At 33.0% G+C, this 17865-nt stretch carries 12 protein-coding genes and 2 tRNA genes; 6 read left to right on the forward strand and 8 right to left on the reverse strand.

Annotated elements, in window-relative coordinates:
• Window positions 1–200 precede the first annotated feature (200 nt).
• A complete protein-coding gene (locus HMPREF9018_RS04230; RefSeq protein WP_008448694.1) occupies window positions 201–1910 on the reverse strand; it encodes a glycoside hydrolase family 10-like protein in 1710 nt (569 codons plus the stop codon).
• A 191-nt stretch (window positions 1911–2101) separates the two neighbouring features.
• On the opposite strand from HMPREF9018_RS04230, the gene HMPREF9018_RS04235 reads away from it, so the two are divergent.
• The 5 genes from HMPREF9018_RS04235 to HMPREF9018_RS04260 all read left to right on the forward strand — a co-directional run bounded on the left by HMPREF9018_RS04235 (window position 2102) and on the right by HMPREF9018_RS04260 (window position 4488).
• Window positions 2102–2599, forward strand: a complete 498-nt coding sequence (locus HMPREF9018_RS04235) for an outer membrane beta-barrel protein (protein WP_019036917.1) — start codon at window positions 2102–2104, stop codon at window positions 2597–2599.
• Between the two features lie 17 nt (window positions 2600–2616).
• The gene (recR, locus tag HMPREF9018_RS04240) at window positions 2617–3225 is read left to right on the forward strand and encodes a recombination mediator RecR (protein WP_008448847.1); all 609 of its coding nucleotides are present in this window, start codon (window positions 2617–2619) and stop codon (window positions 3223–3225) included.
• A 480-nt stretch (window positions 3226–3705) separates the two neighbouring features.
• Window positions 3706–4245 (forward strand): GNAT family N-acetyltransferase, encoded by a 540-nt coding sequence (locus HMPREF9018_RS04250; protein ID WP_008448663.1) that lies wholly within the window; start codon window positions 3706–3708, stop codon window positions 4243–4245.
• 74 nt (window positions 4246–4319) lie between these two features.
• Window positions 4320–4393: transfer RNA gene (locus HMPREF9018_RS04255), tRNA-Asp, on the forward strand.
• Window positions 4394–4414: 21 nt separating this feature from the next.
• Window positions 4415–4488 (forward strand) — tRNA-Asp (locus HMPREF9018_RS04260).
• A gap of 198 nt (window positions 4489–4686) precedes the next feature.
• Here the strand turns inward: HMPREF9018_RS04260 and HMPREF9018_RS04265 are convergent.
• From HMPREF9018_RS04265 to HMPREF9018_RS04295, 7 genes are all read right to left on the reverse strand, one after another.
• The gene (locus HMPREF9018_RS04265) at window positions 4687–5346 is read right to left on the reverse strand and encodes a carbohydrate-binding family 9-like protein (RefSeq protein WP_008448798.1); all 660 of its coding nucleotides are present in this window, start codon (window positions 5344–5346) and stop codon (window positions 4687–4689) included.
• Window positions 5346–6434 carry a phosphotransferase enzyme family protein gene (locus tag HMPREF9018_RS04270; RefSeq protein ID WP_008448771.1) on the reverse strand — a complete coding sequence of 363 codons (1089 nt, stop codon included), beginning with the start codon at window positions 6432–6434 and terminating at the stop codon, window positions 5346–5348. Before HMPREF9018_RS04270 ends, HMPREF9018_RS04265 begins: the two co-directional genes overlap by 1 nt.
• Before the next feature lie 16 nt (window positions 6435–6450).
• The gene (locus tag HMPREF9018_RS04275) at window positions 6451–8601 is read right to left on the reverse strand and encodes a GH92 family glycosyl hydrolase (protein ID WP_008448739.1); all 2151 of its coding nucleotides are present in this window, start codon (window positions 8599–8601) and stop codon (window positions 6451–6453) included.
• Window positions 8602–8658: 57 nt separating this feature from the next.
• A complete protein-coding gene (locus tag HMPREF9018_RS04280) occupies window positions 8659–10317 on the reverse strand; it encodes a sialidase family protein (protein WP_198506723.1) in 1659 nt (552 codons plus the stop codon).
• Between the two features lies 1 nt (window position 10318).
• Complete coding sequence (locus HMPREF9018_RS04285) at window positions 10319–12439, reverse strand: beta-N-acetylhexosaminidase (protein WP_008448794.1); 2121 nt, start codon at window positions 12437–12439, stop codon at window positions 10319–10321.
• A gap of 233 nt (window positions 12440–12672) precedes the next feature.
• Window positions 12673–14928: a GH92 family glycosyl hydrolase gene (locus HMPREF9018_RS04290; RefSeq protein ID WP_008448775.1), complete on the reverse strand. Its 2256-nt coding sequence runs from the start codon at window positions 14926–14928 to the stop codon at window positions 12673–12675.
• 102 nt (window positions 14929–15030) lie between these two features.
• A complete protein-coding gene (locus tag HMPREF9018_RS04295) occupies window positions 15031–16005 on the reverse strand; it encodes a glycoside hydrolase family 130 protein (protein WP_008448842.1) in 975 nt (324 codons plus the stop codon).
• Between the two features lie 434 nt (window positions 16006–16439).
• Between HMPREF9018_RS04295 and HMPREF9018_RS04300 the strand changes: the two genes are divergently transcribed.
• Window positions 16440–17852, forward strand: coding sequence for a leucine-rich repeat domain-containing protein (locus HMPREF9018_RS04300; RefSeq protein WP_008448774.1), 1413 nt, complete (start codon window positions 16440–16442; stop codon window positions 17850–17852).
• The last annotated feature ends 13 nt before the right edge of the window (window positions 17853–17865 follow it).

Genomic DNA, 17865 nt, shown 5'->3' on the forward strand with positions numbered 1-17865 from the left:
ACCTTATAAAAAGAATCAGCATAAAGCTTGTCAATACAAACTTTATGCTGAAATATAGTTTTTAAGGGACGACTATTTAAAAATAATTTATCAGTATTCAAACTATTTACAATAGATGTGGTAAAATATTATAACTATATATTACTATTAAAGTATCGCAAAAATATAATGTTTTAAAAAAAGCTCGACCTCACAGAAAGTTAATTGTTTATAAGGAAAAAACCTATATTTACAGAATACTTATAATTTGGAAACATTGCTTTTAGCCTGTACATTCCATTAGGTAAAGGAGCTATTAATACATAATTAACTTTAGGATTATAAGATATTTGTTGAATAATATTTCCTTGTAGAGTTTCTACTATATAGTAGTTTATCTTAAAAGCTGCCAACTTATATGGTAGAATTACCCTATTATTATCATTAGTTAATAATGTGGAGAAAAATGGTGATGATTGTTCTTTAATATTTTCTTGCAATGCAACACTTTCATTATCATACCTATCCATAGCAGTTATAGCAAAATGAAAGTTTCTTTGCATCGAAGGATCTTTTAAAACTAAAGACTTGCCTATAAACTTAGTGTATAATAAATTTTCAGATTTATTAATATCTACTGGAAATTTTTTACTTGCATATATATTATAATAAGGTGAAGTTCCTTTCCATTTTAAAATCTTAATACTACTATTTTTATCTGAAATTATTAAATTGTTATTGTTATTATAATATGAAGGAGCAGCTATATTATATTTATAACCATACAAAACAGGAGGAATGGCAGGACTAATATTAAATAATTTTTCATAATCAAGTATTCCTTGTGTATTATTAGTAAGAAAAAACGACCTAAAGTGAGCTTGTCCTATTCCTAAACTACGACTAATATTCATTTGCCGCTTTACTTCATTAAGTGTCCAACTTCCTTCTTTAGGACTAAGGAGATAAGTGCCTATTCCTGAAATAATTTCTTTTTGACATCTATTTTCATTCCAATCAGCAAGGAAAGGATAGTAATTATTACCACGAAAATATTGCATAGGATAAAGCTGATCCATTAGTCCTAAACGTAACCATTCTTGTGCTTCTTGTGAAAAACGGTCGCGAGCATTATAATTCTTAGAAGAATAATGTTTTAAGTCAGCATATTTTCCTATAGGCGAACATGATATTCTTACCCAAGGTTTTATAAATTTTACTTGATCATGAATAGTACGCACAATCTTTGTTATTTGTGCACATCGGTCATTTGACCTATCTCCATATTTACTTGTTGGTTTATGCCATGAATCAGGATAACGAATGTAATCAAGATTTATACCATCTACATCATAATGCCTTACTATTTCTGTACATATTTTTGCTAAATAATGAGAAACATTGCCATCTGCAGGATCTAGGTATGCCTCTTTTGAAATGTAATGTAATTTAAGTCCTTTCTTTTGAAGTTGTTTTACCCCAATCGACTTTTTGTTTCCTGCAGGTATAGATACTATCCATGCATGTATAGCCATTCCTCGTTTATGACATTCTTCTATTGCAAATTTTAAAGGATCGTAGCCATTTTCTGGAGCTTTCCCTTCTACACCTGTAATACATCTGTCCCATGGCTCTATAGCAGAAGGATAAATAGTAGTAGCACGTATTCTAGTTTGTAACAATACAGTATTTATGTTAGCTTGCTGATATTTATTAAGGATAGATATTAACTCCATCTTTTGATACTCTATATTCTTTAAAGAATTAGCATAAGTCTTCGGCCAGTCAAGATTAGCAAGAGTTGTTAACCATACTGCCCTAGTTTCTCTTTTAGGTGAATGAATATAAGGTATTGTATCAGAAAAGGTTTGTGCCATGCTTTTGAAGCTTGTTAGCGCAAAAATAAAGGAAATAAATATTTTATTATACATATATTAATTATAAGAACAATGTAAATACTTGTTTTTTAGATGTAAATAACAGGAAAAAACCATAAATAGGTTACAAAGATATGCAATTATTTTTGTATTCTATATATTTTATTTATCTTTGTCAAAATATATGTTCTCTACAATTAGATTTATATAGATAATATTTTTTTATAATAAAATAAAATATGAATATGATGATTAAAAGATTGATGATTATCATGGTAGTTTCCATGTTGAGCTTAGGAGCGTTTGCTCAGTTTCAAGAAGGTAAGGGTTATTTAGGTGCATCGCTCACAGGCTTAGATATTCACCATAATAGCAAGTATGGTTTAAACATAGGCCTTGAAGGTAAAGCAGGTTATTTTTTAAGAGACAATTTGATGGTTTTAGGACATATTAGTGCAGAGCATAATGGTTCTGATACTGTAGCTGATCATTTCACTGTAGGTGTAGGCGGTCGTTTTTATATTACACAAAATGGTCTGTATCTTGGTGCGAATGTTAAGTTTACCCATGAGAATATTAATTATAACGATTTAAAGCCTGGCGCTGAAGTAGGATATGCTTTTTTCCTTAATCGTTCTGTTACCATAGAGCCTGCACTATATTATGATAGGTCTTTTAAGAATGCAGATTATTCTACTGTAGGTTTAAAGATAGGTTTAGGTATATACTTATTTGATGATTAAGATAGAAAATAAAAAGGATGCAAGAATTTCATTCTTTATTATTAGAGAAAGCTGTAAATGAGTTTTCTCAATTTCCTGGTATAGGTCGTAAAACGGCTCTCCGATTAGTTCTCCACCTGCTTCGTCAATCGACGAGTCGGGTGGATGAATTCTCTAATGCAATAACTTTGATGAAGCATAACATAAAGTCGTGTAAAGTATGCCATAATATTTCTGATACTGACCTTTGCCCAATATGTTCGGATATTCACCGTGATAAAAGTATTGTATGTGTAGTAGAAAATATTCAAGATGTGATGGCTATAGAAAACACACAACAGTTTTCTGGTTTATATCATGTTCTTGGTGGTATTATTTCGCCTATGGACGGAGTAGGTCCAAACGATATTGAAATAGATTCACTTGTAGAGCGTGTACGTAGTGGAAGTATAAAAGAAGTTATCTTTGCATTAGCAAGCACCATGGAAGGTGATACAACTAACTTTTATATATCTCGAAAAATAAAAAATTTTAATATAAAGTTATCTGTTATAGCTCGTGGAATATCTGTTGGTGATGAATTAGAATATACCGACGAGGTAACTTTGGGAAGAAGTATTGTCAATCGTACTCCTTTTGATAATTAAGAATAAAAACAATGGAAAAGGTTAGGAAAATATTATTAAGCGAATTATTAGGTCTTTTAATAATAGGCTTGTTTATTGTAGTGCTTTTCGAAACTAATTTACTTTCACCTGGTTTAATATCTGATAAAGAGCATTATAATTGCCTTATAATTGCCCAATTTATTATGCAACTATTAACCATAGCAGTAATACCTTTTGCTCTTTATTTATTTAGATTTCCTTTTATTAAAAACCAGCTATTATCTTCTAATCCAAAGGTTATAAGCACATTATTATGCTGGGGTAGTGTTAGAATATGGCTACTTTGTTTTCCTATGATTTTAAATCTATTTTATTATTATTTATTTGGTTTTGAGGTTAGCTTCTTTTATTTATCTTTGATCCTATTGTTAAGTATAGTTTTTATATTTCCTTCAAAGAAAAGATGTGTGCACGAATGTAATTTAGATAAAGAAAAGCTATAATTTTATTTATAATTTTATGAATATAAAGATTAACGATCATCAGTATACATTGCGTGCATTAGAGCCTGAAGATCTTGATTTTTTGTATATTATAGAAAATGATAGTTCTCTTTGGAAATTTGGCGCATCAAATGTTCCTTACAGTAAATATGTGTTGCGTAATTATATAGCCACTTCTAACAACGATATTTATATAGATGGACAAGTACGTTTAATTATAGAAACAGAGCTAAAAGAAACTATAGGTATGGTAGATTTGGTTAACTTTGATCCTACACATCGCCGTGCTGAATTAGGAATAATTCTCTTAGAAGCCTATCGTAATAAAGGTATAGGACAAGCTGTTATCAAAGAAATTTGTCATTATGCTTATAAATATTTACACTTAAATCAGGTTTATGCTATTGTAGATAAAAATAATTATTCATGTTTACAATGCTTGCAAAGAGTTGGTTTTATAAAAGGTGCAGTGTTAAAGCAATGGCTGTTTATAAATAATGATTATATAGATGCTATAATTCTACAATATATCTTTCATAAAAAAAATATCGTTTAAATATTTGTAGAATAAAAAAAAAATAGTAACTTTGCACTCGCAAAAAGGGATTAACACCTTGAGGTTTTAGTTTTGGTGTGTTAGTTCAGTTGGTTAGAATGCCTGCCTGTCACGCAGGAGGTCACGAGTTCGAGTCTCGTACACACCGCTGAAAGTGTTTTTCCTTTTTGGTGTGTTAGTTCAGTTGGTTAGAATGCCTGCCTGTCACGCAGGAGGTCACGAGTTCGAGTCTCGTACACACCGCTGAAAGTTCTCTAAAAACATTAGAGATTAAATAATAAAATATTAAAAAGACCATAGCCTTTTCTAAGTTATGGTCTTTTTAATTCATACTACTTATCATACCCTAATTATTATTCAACAAGAAAAATGTAAGATAAATAGCAAATAATACCACATGGAATTTCTACTTACCCGCCATCTACCATAATCATACTTAAATTAATATTCAAAGACTAAAGTACCAAAAAAATTAGGACAGTGGAAGTCTGGTTTTGGAAGTTCTATCTTTTTCCATGATAGAAAATGAGGATTATCTGTTTTATCACCGCATTTATAGAAATTAGCTTTCATTACTAAACCATCAAGACTCTTTATATTATGCTTAAAAAAAGATGAAGCAGGTATTATTAACGATAACTCCCAAGCAGACTCTACATGTATCGCTCCTAAGGCTCGTCTTCCTAATGAAGCCCAACGATCAATACAAGATAATATACTACTATTAGCAGCTTCTCTTTTTTCTCGCTCCTTTCCATAGCATAATAATATTGATCCTATGCAATTTGCTTCTATATTATAATATCCATTTTTATCATCGGGCATTACAAAAAATTCGCAACATGAGTCTTCCCAAACATTGCCAAGGTCTGTATCTTCTACACTTCGTACACAATTCTCTTTTACTTTATAATGAAGATAAATGTTTTTACTATCATGTGCTATAGCAAACGTTACATTGGGCTGATATGGATAAGTTTCACTCCAATTAACAACGCTTATGTTTTGATATTCAACATTTTCCACCTTAAACAGTAATGGAATATTAACTGCTTGGGTACTACTATTTCTTAATCGTTTAACCTTTATTTCGTTTATCATTATATAAATTTATTTATATATTCTGTCATCATTTTTTCATGAGCTATCATATCATTATACAGTGCTAACTGATTTCTACTTCTTATAAGATTATGTTCAGAATATTTTACTTTATAATAAGTATCACCATTTATATAATCGGTTAAGAAACGTACACACTGCATGTATGGAAATAATGCTGCTGCATAAGGAAGATGTTTTATTTCTACATCTGTTAAGAATTTATCTGCTACCTCTATATATCCTTCAGTAAAACTTTTAAATATATCTTCTTTTAGTCCCACTTCATTTATTTCAGGAGAATCCTCTTCCACATAGTTAGCACTGGTACGAAGGAAATCGCCATAATCTGAAAATATAAAACTTGGCATAACAGTATCTAAATCAATAACACACAACGGATTGTCATGTTCATCAAAAAGCATATTATTTACTTTAGTATCACAGTGGCATATACGTTTAACTAAAGCTCCTTTTCTATATAACTTTTCAGATAGGCACATTTTATCGGCATCGTATAAAAGTGTATTAACAATATCGATTACTCCCCTTACCCTACCCTTTATATCTGCTTTTATAGCATCTTGTAATTGTAGTATGCGCAATTCAATATTATGAAATTGTGGTATAGTCTCTCCAAGTTTTTCTCTAACATCAGATAGCATAAACTGAAAATTACCAAACATTCGTCCACATTGATATGATGTTATAGTGTTTATATCTGTCTTGGTGAAGGAATCGTTTATAAAAACACTTATACGCCAATAGTTATTTTGATTATCCTTTGTATAAGTTTTACCATTATCTGATTTAAGAAATTCTAAACATTTCTTTTCTATATCTGTTTCACCTGCTTTTATAAGTTTCTCTCTAATATGACCAGTAACTATCTCTATGTTATGTTGTAATAGGTTTACATCTTTAAAAATAGCATTATTAATGCGCTGCAACACATATTTACGTTTTTGGTTAGCAGTGCCTATCACAAAAGTTTCATTTATCAAACCATTTCCTAATGGTTTGATAAATGTTATTTCCTCTTTAATGTTGAAATGCTTTATTATATTAAATAAATTGTTCTGTTCCATAGTTTTATTTCTTCTATTATGGACGATCTTTTTTATTTGTACCAAACTTAGAAGGCTTATCCCCCATTATAAATTCAAGGTTTCCGCCCTTCTGAATATCTTTAAACATAATATATGAATAAGTATAAGGTTTGCCATTAAGCTTAACGCTTTGTATATATTTGTTAACCTCACTATTATTCTTAGTTGTAATAGAAAATATTTTACCATTACCTACATTTATTTTTGCCTTATCAAAGATAGGTGAACCAAAAACAAACTTACCTCCTGCAGGCTCTACCTGATATAATCCTAAAGAAGAAAGTATATACCATGCACTCATCTGACCTACATCCTCATTGCCACTCAATCCATCTATATTATCATGATACATATCTTTCATTACTTTACGTAATAAAGGAGCTGCTTTATAAGGCTGCCCAACATAATTGTACATATATATAATATGGTGGCTTGGCTCGTTACCATGAGCATATTGTCCTATCAAACCACTAATATCTGGAGATGCCTCTTTGCCCATATCGCCTGTAACAATAAAGAGTGAATCGAGCTTTTCCACAAACTTTTTTTCACTGCCAAAAGCCTTTACAAGTCCATGTACGTCATGAGGTACTAACCATGTATACTGCCATGCATTACCCTCTGTATAATCATCTTGCCTATGTATGGTATTAAAAGGATTAAACGGCTCTCTAAACGTACCATCTGATAGCCTACCACGCATAAAACCAGTTTTCTTATCAAAATAAAATTTGCGATAGCTCTGACTTCTATTATAGAAATATTTATAGTCATCTTTCTTACCAAGTTTTAAAGCTACCTGTGCTACACACCAGTCAGCTAAAGCATATTCCAGTCCTTTAGCTACAGTTTCTTTATCCTTATCCTTATCAACAGGATCATATCCATACTTTTTTATATTTCCTAATCCACGTTCACTTAGCAATTGCGAACTCTTTGTAGCTTCAAGAACCTTTTTCATATCCACATCAAAACCTTTTAACGCTATATCACAAAGCACAGGAACGCAAGGATTACCTACCATGCAATCTGTCTCATTACCCATTAAATGCCATACAGGAAGTTTGCCTTGTTCTTTATAAATATGTAAGAATGTTTGTGCTAAATCCTTTTGCATCTCTGGGTGTATTATAGTCATCAATGGGAAAGCTGCACGATAAGTATCCCAAAGAGAAAAAGTAGTATAATTAGTAAAACTTCCCTTATGTATCTTTGCATCAGCACCACGATACTCTCCATTTACGTCAGAAAACACCGAAGGAGCTATCATTGTATGATACATTGCTGTATAAAATATTCTACGAGCATGCTCATCTTTAGTAGAAATAGCTATCTTTCCTAACTCTTTATTCCAATCGTTCTGAGCATTAGTTACTACTTTAGTAAAATTCCATTCAGGTATTTCTGAATTCATGTTCTTACGTGCATTTGCTATACTAACAGCAGAAAGCCCCACCTTTACCTCTACAGGCGCCCCTGTAGGTATAGTTTCAAAAACCCAAATAGAATCTTTTTCATTTTTTATTTGCTTTATAGGTTGGCTAAACTCGGCTACAAAATAAACATTCTGATCCTTTGCCCAACCAGTAGAATTGCGCACACCACTAATAACTCTATCAGATTCTTGCTTCATTTGGCAAGATGTCATTTTATCCCAACCAATACCTTGCCATAAATTTAATACTATATATCCTTTTTTGATGTTTGCAGGATAACTATAACGATGGTACGCAACTCGTTTAGTAGCAGATAGTTCTACCCTTATACCGTTTGCTAACATTACAGAATAATAACCCGGAGTTACATATTCTGCTCGATGTGCAAACTTTATTTCACGTTCATCTTTCTCTATAGCTGGTAATAAAGATATATCTCCTAAATCTCCTATGCCAGTACCACTTAAATGTAACTGTCCAAAACCTATCACCGTAGAATCGCTATAATGGTATCCTGAGCACCAGTCCCAACCTTGTTTCTTTTGTGTAGGACCTGCCTGAACATACCCAAAGGGGACATTAGCTCCTAAAAACACATGACCATGCCCACCTGTGCCTATAAAAGGATCGACATATTGTGTATAATCTTGCGCAAAACTATTACCCAAGACCAAGATAGTAAGAAATAAAAAAAAGAATGTTTTTTTCATGTTTTTATAATTGTTTTATCTTATTACTATAACTATATTACGTTTATTATTAGATAGTTATTTAATTTCTTTCACTAAATCGTTTAACTTAATTGTTTCAAAGGTTATTTGTGCTGCACTACTCTCATATAAAATCCCTACGGTTTCTTTATCTACCATTGTTAGGCAAGTGTATCCCCAGCTTGTACCTTCGTCTAAAAGCATCTGATTAGCTTCTTTCCATGTTAAGCCATTATCAAGACTTGCTTTAATAGTAATGTTGTTTCTGCTTTTTGTAGAATTGGGATTAGAAAATAATAATATATCTTTTCCTAAGCAGTTATCTTTAGCCCTCACTTTTATAAGGCTTGCCATACATATTGGTTCTATCAAAGCAGAGCGAGAAGAAGAATGCTCTTGCCAAGTTTCTCCCATATCGTTAGTTGTCATTATAGCCCTACTCCCACCACGGTTATCACGCATATTTAACATAAGTTCACCTTGTTTTAGCTCCACGACCTGTGCCTCTGTAGTGTTTTCTTTTGCAGGATTACTTGCTTTCCATGTCTTTCCATGATCTTTGCTATATATTATCCCTGCATGAGGCATTCTGTTTTTATCTATAAACTGCATAGGGAATACCAATGTTCCATTGTGCATTGTTATGCCCCTACCCGGACCTTCTAAAAGAAAAAAGGAAGAAGATTCCTTCACTTCTTTTGTTATATTGATAGGTTCTGACCATGTTTTCCCGTCATCTTCACTCTTCACTATCATCAATTGTGCTGTATGGTCTTTATCCATTCCGGGTTGTGAACTAAACCATGCTCGCTGATTTCCCATGCCATGTGTCCATGTTCCTATGATCCATATAGTGCCCCTATGCTCATCTACCAATATAGCAGGATCGCCTACACCGTTTTGCGCCTTTGGTAGCCCACCATTTTCTCCAAAACTCATCGGTATACGCATAGGCTCCCACGAGACTCCCTTATCAATACTTCTACTTAAACCAATCTCTATATACTCCTGTAAATCAATACTATTATTATGTCTTACATCATACGTAGCTAAAAGTGTTCCTTTATTGCTGGTTACAAGTCCTGGAATACGATAAGCTGCCACGCCATCATCACCTGCATGACGCACACCTATAGCTGTTTTATAGCATTTATTTGCTTTAGTATCACCTGCTAAAATAGCCATAGAATTGTCTATTACAGCTTCTTTTAATCCCACTTTTATTTTTTCATTCAATGTAGAAGATGGTTTCATTTCTATACTTATCCAAAAAAAGTTCACTCCAGGAAATAGTTTCTGTTTTGCTTTAAGTGTTACTAAATTGTTTTTAGGAGCTACTTCATCACGCTTAACAGAATAAGATGGTAAAGCAAATAATGTTCTATTAGGTGTAAAATTAGTAATATAACATGCTGGTGCAAAACGTTTCTTTGATACATCTTGTCTTGCCTCAGTACCACCATAATATAGCTTTATGGCTTTTATATGCCTTAAAGATTCCGAAATGGGCAAGTCGATAGTTATATTATCCAACTCTTTACTGTTTTTTGCATCAATACGTAGATACATCAAGACATTGTCTTGCCGCTCTATTAATATGGGTACTATCTGCTGTTGCACCCATAGTGTATCTTGTGCATAGGCAGTAAACATGATGCAAGAAAAAGTTACCAGCATACGAAAACGTAAAGGTATCTGTCTGAAAATATTTTTCATATTAATTATTTTTATATTTTTCTTCATTAACTCTTATCTCATCAGTAAATATCCAACCTCCTATAATATTACCCTTTGCTTTTAAACGTAAGTAACGCCCTTTAGCCTGTCCTTTCCAGTTATAAGGATATATATAATAGACTTGCTCTTTTTTTATGTTAGGATCTCTTTTATCTATGGTAGTAAATATCTTATTATCTGAAGAAACTGACAATTCTATTTCGTTTGGAGTAAATATCCATACTGTATTAATATGTAAAAAATCAGCTTTTACAGAGCTAATATCTATATCTTTTCCAAAATCTATTACTACATCAAAACCATTGATAAATCCTTGCCAACCTCCTTCTATGTATCCCCAATCGCCAGCTTTGCCATTAACTAAAGTAGAATCGCCTTCTGCACGATATTTTTCAGCATAAGGAGCATTATAAATAATATTCTTATCTCTTGCATCATGTTTATATATTTTACGGGCTTGCGGGCGAATACCTTTTTCGTTAGCCAAATCAAAGGGATTAAAGCCCCACGACTTTAACGTATCTACTGCTGTTATTGCACGTACACGAAACTTGTTGTAATCTTCTTTCTGAGCAGCCCAGCCTGTTTCTGCTATAGCAAGGACACGTGGATAAATCATATATTCCGCATGTGCAGAGTCTTCTACATATTCTGTCCATAAACATGCTTGCAAACCAATTATGTTGCTTTCTACCTGAGTACCTTTATATTGTTTAGGAACAGGATCATAACTATAGATACGACGTAGTGGCAAATATCCGCCTTGTGCCTTAGGCTGCGTGTTAGGGGCATCTTGAAACATGTCTATATAACAATACCCTACTGGGGACATTACTACTTTGTGTCCTAATTTTGCCGCTTTTAGTCCATATTGTTCGCCACGCCAAGAAGTTACAGCAGCATTAGGTGCTAACTCTCCTTCCATTATCTCGTCCCAACCTATAAGTTTACGATCATTTTTATTAAGAAATTGCTCTATACGATGAGTAAAATAGCTTTGCAATTGAGCCGTAGAAGTAAGCTGAAGCTCACGCATCTTTTTCTGACACCTTTCGCATGTTTCCCATGTAGAGCGCATAGCCTCATCACCACCTATATGTATATACTTAGAAGGAAATAGCTTAAAGACTTCTTTTAACACATTTGTCATAAAAACATAAGTGCGTTCATCGCTCGGGCAAAGATCCTCATGAGAATTATTCTTCTTAGAGCATGACAGCTCTGGATATGCAAAAGTAACCTCTTCACTATGTCCTGGCATCTCTATTTCTGGTATTATCTCTATATGTCTGTCTGAGGCATAACGCACTATCTCTTTAACATCTTCTTGAGTATAATATCCTCCATAAGCATTAGGATCTTGCTTATGAGCAAAACCTCGCTCATCTTCTTTACGCCATTTATCCCAAGAAGAATAAGTGCGATAGGCTGTTTCTCTTACCAAACGAGGATATTTCTTTATTTGTAGGCGCCAGCCCCCACCATCTACTAAATGCCAATGAAAAACATTTAGCTTAAAATATGCCATAGCATCAAGCTGCTTTTTAATAAAATCTTTTGTCCAAAAATGGCGTGAGCAGTCGAGCTGTAAGCCGCGATACATAAAGCGTGGCGAATCTGTTATAGTAGCACATTGTATCTTACCATTAGTAGTTAGCTGACGAAGAGTTTGTAAAGCATAGAATAATCCACAAGCTGTTGGAGCTGTAACAGATATATGTTTTGCATCTATCTGTATGTTATACCCCTGCTGTTGCTGCGTAGGTAGATAGCCTTTAGGTAGATTTGCCTTATTAGTACATGTTAAAGTTAATGTTTTTTTATTATCTTCAAAACAGCCTTTAGCACATGACTTAAGTAAATGTTTAGAAGAATGTTTTAATATTTTGGTAAATCCAAAAACCTCTTTTATATAGTGTTTTAGCCTATTTGCATCACTGTGATCAGCATTTATATACACTATCACATCCGAATCCCAGCTAAAAGAACCTTTTAAAGGAGTATAGCTATTAGGTTTAGGTATCATATCTTGTGCTATTGTTAAATTGAAAAACATTAACAAAAGCACAGCAGAAAAAAGTATTCGTTTATTATATTTCATCTTTATGTTATTTTTGCTTTGTTACAAAACTGCTTTTATTGTAAACGTATTAACGTTAAATAGCCGTTTTTATTTTGTTTTATTAGTCATATTTGGGTAAAATGTTATATTGTAAAATATCATCTTTTTATGAGTAAAAGGTCGTCTTTGAGTGGGTAAAAGGTCATCTTTGAGTGAATAAAAGATAATCTTTTAAAAGCTAAAAGTTTATATATTTTTTTATAATAGTTCATTTACTGAAGATAAATTTTTACATGTCCGGCTTTTATAAGTTGCTCATGTGTTATTCTAAAGCTATGATATGGCTTACCACCAACTTCTATTTTTTTTATAATCTCTGCCTTATCATTGTTACTAATAGTTTCTATAACAAGTTGTTTCTGTCCCCATTGTTTTTTATCTAACTTTATAGTTATCTTACTGAAAACAGGAGATGTAAAAGTATAAGACGGGTTACCTGGACAGTCGGGATAAAATCCCATCATATTAAACACAGCCCATGCCGACATTGTCCCTGTATCATCGTTACCAGGAATGCCTTCTGGAAGATTCTTAAAGTTTTCCTTTAATATTTTTCTCACTTCTCTTTGGGTACGCCATGCTTCTCCTTTAAAATAAGAAAAAAGATGAGCGTAAGCAATATCAGGTTCGTTAGCAGGGTCATAATAATGCTTATCAAACACCATTTGGAGCTTGTTTACAAAGGCTTTCTGTCCTCCCATAAGTCTTGCATAGCCCAAAACATCGTGTGGAACAAAGAAAGTATAGTTCCAAGCATTTCCTTCATGAAAGCCCGGTGAAGGCTCAAAGTTTTCTCCTTGCTTAGGATTAAACTTTGTAAGGAAAGTACCATCAGGTAGCAAAGGTCTTAATGTTCCGCATTGCTTATCATAATATTTGCGGTAATTGAGCGATCGGGCATAAAAGATTTTAGCATCTTTCGCTTTACCTAAAGCTTTAGCAAGACGAGCTAAAGCATTGTCTGCCACGTAATATTCCAATGCGTGCGAAACAGAATTATCATATTGCTCGCGAAGGGCTACATACCCTTTGGTGATATAATCGTCATTATCGGGGCGCAGAAGGTTATCCTCTCCAGCTGTGGTAGCCGACTTATAGAAGGCTTCATAAGCCTTATCAATATCATAACCTCGCAAGCCTTTAAGGTAAGAATCGGTGATAACAGGAATAGCAGGATCGCCCTCCATAGTATAAGTCTCACGAGAAAAAAGCTCCCATTTAGGCATCCAGCCATGCTCTTCATACATATTTATCATAGTACGAATCATGTCCCGCTGTTTTTCAGGATATACCAATGTTAGAAGTTGGTGTACATTACGATAAGTATCCCATAGAGAAAATACGGTATATCTATTTCCTTTATCGAGTGTTTTTATTTTATCACTTTCTATAGCAGGATACTCTCCATTAACATCTTGTAATATGTTAGGGTGGATAAGTGTATGATAAAGAGCTGTATAGAAAATAGTTTTATCGTTTTCGGTACCACCCTCTACTGTTATTTTAGACAAATTTTCTTGCCATGCTTGCCGAGCTTCATTATATATCTGCTCAAAAGTCTTATTTTTTTGCTCTATATCTAAGTTTTGCCGAGCATTTTCTATACTTACGAATGATACTCCCATTTGCACTTCTATTTGCTCATTTTCCTCAGTATCATAATTTAAGAACACCCCTATATCATCACCTGCTAAGTCTTTCTTATAATCGGTATACAACTTATATTTACCATTATCCTTATCCCATTGACTTTCTACACCTGTCATAGGGCGTTGCTTTTTCCAATAACCTGAAGAAAGAGGTTTTTTCTTAGTACGCATAACAAAATAAATAGGAAAAACAGCTTGTGGATTATAGCAAAAAGTACCTAACAGCTTCATACCAACAAACTCTGTATCGCTCACCTTCTTTATATAAGCCCCACTCTCGTTAGTAAGCCCTTCACCAAGATTTAACAATATATGGCTTTTACCTTTAGGAAAGGTAAAACGTGCCAAAGAAGAGCGAAGAGTAGCTGTAACTTCTGTCTTAATATTATAATCGGTAAGAATATTAGCATAATACCCTGGCTGTGCCTTTTCGTTTTTATAACAGCTACCATACTGTTTATAGTCTACTTGCAATGCTCCTGTAGTAGGCATAAGCAATAAAGACCCTGCTTCAGGGCAGCCTACTCCGCTTAAATTGACATGAGAATAGCCTGTAAAAAAAACATTATGATATTCATACGGTGTAGACCACCAGCGTGAGTCTTTATCATATTTATTTTTAGAACTGCCCATTACGTTAAAAGGTACTACCGACATTAATCCGTTAGGACATACTGCACCGGGATTAGTAGTGCCAAAATTAGACGTTCCTATAAAAGGGTTTACATAGTCTACCACATCTTTTTTACTCTCTGAAAAAGCCATAAGAGAAAAGAAAGTAAATAAGATGCAAATATATTTCCGCGATTTACCTAACATCTATGTTATATTTTTGAAAATAAAAAAACAAAAATCGACATTTAACACCCTAAAGATACATTATATATATATATACGTAGGTGTTAATGCCGATTATACATTTTAAACAATAGAATTGCGCTTAGTATACTCTATAATCTCATCTATATACCCAAAAGCAATCCCTACTACTGTGTCAGCAGCACCATAATATACTGCCACACGCTCTGTATCTTGTAAGGCTGCACATGGAAACACAACATTAGGTACATCGCCAGACAGCTCATAAGGTGCAGCAGGAGCAAGCAAATAAGGCTGTGTGCGATAAAGAACCTTAGTGGGATCATCTTTCTGAAGTATTGCAGCTCCCATAGAATAACGGAAACCATTACAGGTATTTATAACTCCATGATAAAACAACAGCCAGCCTTCCTTTGTTAAGAATGGTACAGAGCCTGCGCCTATCTTTGTACACTGCCATGCACTCTTAGGAAAAGGTGTTACCTTCATTACACAACGATGCTCGCCCCAATACTTCATATCAGGAGAAAAACTTATATATATATCGCCAAAAGGCGTATGACCATTATCGCTTGGACGACTTAACATAGCATACTTACCATTTATTTTCTCAGGAAAAAGCACGCCATTACGATTAAAAGGCAAAAAAGCATTTTCGCACTGATAAAAAGTTTTAAAATCGAAAGTATAACCTATCCCAATAGTAGGACCATGATAACCATTACACCATGTTATCCAATAACGATCTTCTATCCATGTTACACGTGGGTCGTATTTATATTCCGACTCTATCATCTGTGTGTTCCCTTGCTCAAAAGTAATAGGATCGTGATTAATATCCCAATTGATGCCATCTTTACTAAAACCTGCAAAGATATTCATCTGTACCGACTTGTTATCGCAACGAAAAACTCCAGCAAAACCATCTTTAAAAGGCACTACTGCACTATTAAAAATACTATTTGATGAAGGGATATGATAACGATCAATAATTGGGTTTTTAGTATATCTCCACATTACATCTTTACACTCTGTAGGACGCTCTTCCCAAGGAAGCAAACTCTTTAAATTAGTCATTAATCTGTATTTTAAGTTTAAGTTTTTGGTATATTTTGAGTGTAAAATTACTAAGAATATACTATACTTAACCTAAAGAAGAGCACTTTTTTACTTTATTTTGGAGAGCAGCCACTTCTGCTTAACATTTATTGTTAATATATATATAGTAGTGGGGTAATATAAGAGTATATGTTAAGAAAATACTAAAAAGCAACCCATCTCTTTAGCTTTCATATTTACATTATCTAAAAAGCCTATCAATCTTTTCTACCTTCTCACCGCCCTAAAATATACATTTTAGTTTGAATAAAACAAATAATGAATGAAAAATAAGCAAAAATCATAATAAATGAGGATTGCATAACACGAAGTAAAATCATAACAAATAGGTATTGTCAGATTAAAAACTTAGCTTTAACTTTGCAAGAAATTAAGTTAATTTATTTTTGAATATGAAAAGTTTTAAAAATGTAATTGTGCCAGTAATGGCATTTTTTGTAATGGGACTTACCTCATGTAGCAACAATGAAGATGCGGCTACATACAGTGCAAACGCTCTAAAAAACACAGAGTTGATGAACATTCTGAAGCAAAAAGGCTATCAGTTTGATAAAGATGGGAAGTTAGAGCTAAACGATTTAGCAAACAACACCACTTCTCTTGACCTTAGTGGCACTAAGCTAAAAGATATTAGTGGTTTAGACATCTTTCCAAATTTAAAAGAAGTAAAGTTATCTAATAATGGTTATGGTCCTGTATTCGACTTTAACAAATTGCCAAAACAAATTACAGCTGTAGACTTGACAGGCAACAAGATATACGATTTTGAAGGTTTGGTAAATGCTAAATTGGAAAATGATGAGCTAAAAACAACTGTTCTACACAACTTTACAAAACTTTATTTACCTGCTACAGCAAAATATAATGTAGAAGACTTAATGCCTTTCTATAAAGAAAAAGGTAAAGAAGCTGATATACAGATAGCTGATGCTGATGGGAAATTACAGAAATATAACACTATAAGAAATATTCCAGATCCTGTTTTCAGGAGTTATATAAAAAAAATATATCCAAGCATGTTTATAGATGATAGTAATATAGACTTTTCTAAACAACCATCTCTTAGCGATAATGGAAAAAACATCACGCTTTATATGCCTAATGACATAAAAGGATTAGAATCTATAGAAGGTTTTGAATATTTCGTAAATAATCCTTATTTACAAAAGATGGTTGTAGCAGCAATGGGAGAAGGCTCTTATAAGATAGGTCATTTGATGCCACGAGAAAATATAAAAGGTTTAATGCTTAGCAATACAGAAATAGAGGAAGGAATAGATCTTTCAAAAGCTAAAAATCTTGGCAACCTAACTATAAGTAAATGCTCAAGTATTACAACGCTTGATCTATCACAGACTAAGATTTGCAATCAAGAAATAAAAGATTTTGATGTTTTTGTTTCCAATTGTTTAAATATTACACATTGCCCTAACTTAGAAGCTATAATATTCCCTAACCCATCAACAGACTGTATTGCAAACATCATTTTGGGAGACTTACCTAAACTTAAAAAAGTTGATTTAAGTATGATTAAAGCTACTGAAGAAATAGCATTATTCTTAGATAATACAGAAATAAAATATCCTGAACTTAAAAATTATTTCAGCAGCGCAGAAAATAAGAAAAAAGAATTAACAACAGACCAAGAAAAAGTTTCTGTAACAGTTTCTAAGAAAATGCTTGATACTGATTCTTTTAAAGAATTTATCAAAAAGTATGGAAAATATTGTAATGATGGATATATGTCGTACCAAAAAGAATTTGATGCTGGTAATTGGTTAAAACCTTCTGATATTGAAGAATAAAAACTAACGTTTT

It is taken from the genome of Prevotella amnii CRIS 21A-A (assembly GCF_000177355.1).
Taxonomy (GTDB): Bacteria; Bacteroidota; Bacteroidia; order Bacteroidales; family Bacteroidaceae; genus Prevotella; species Prevotella amnii.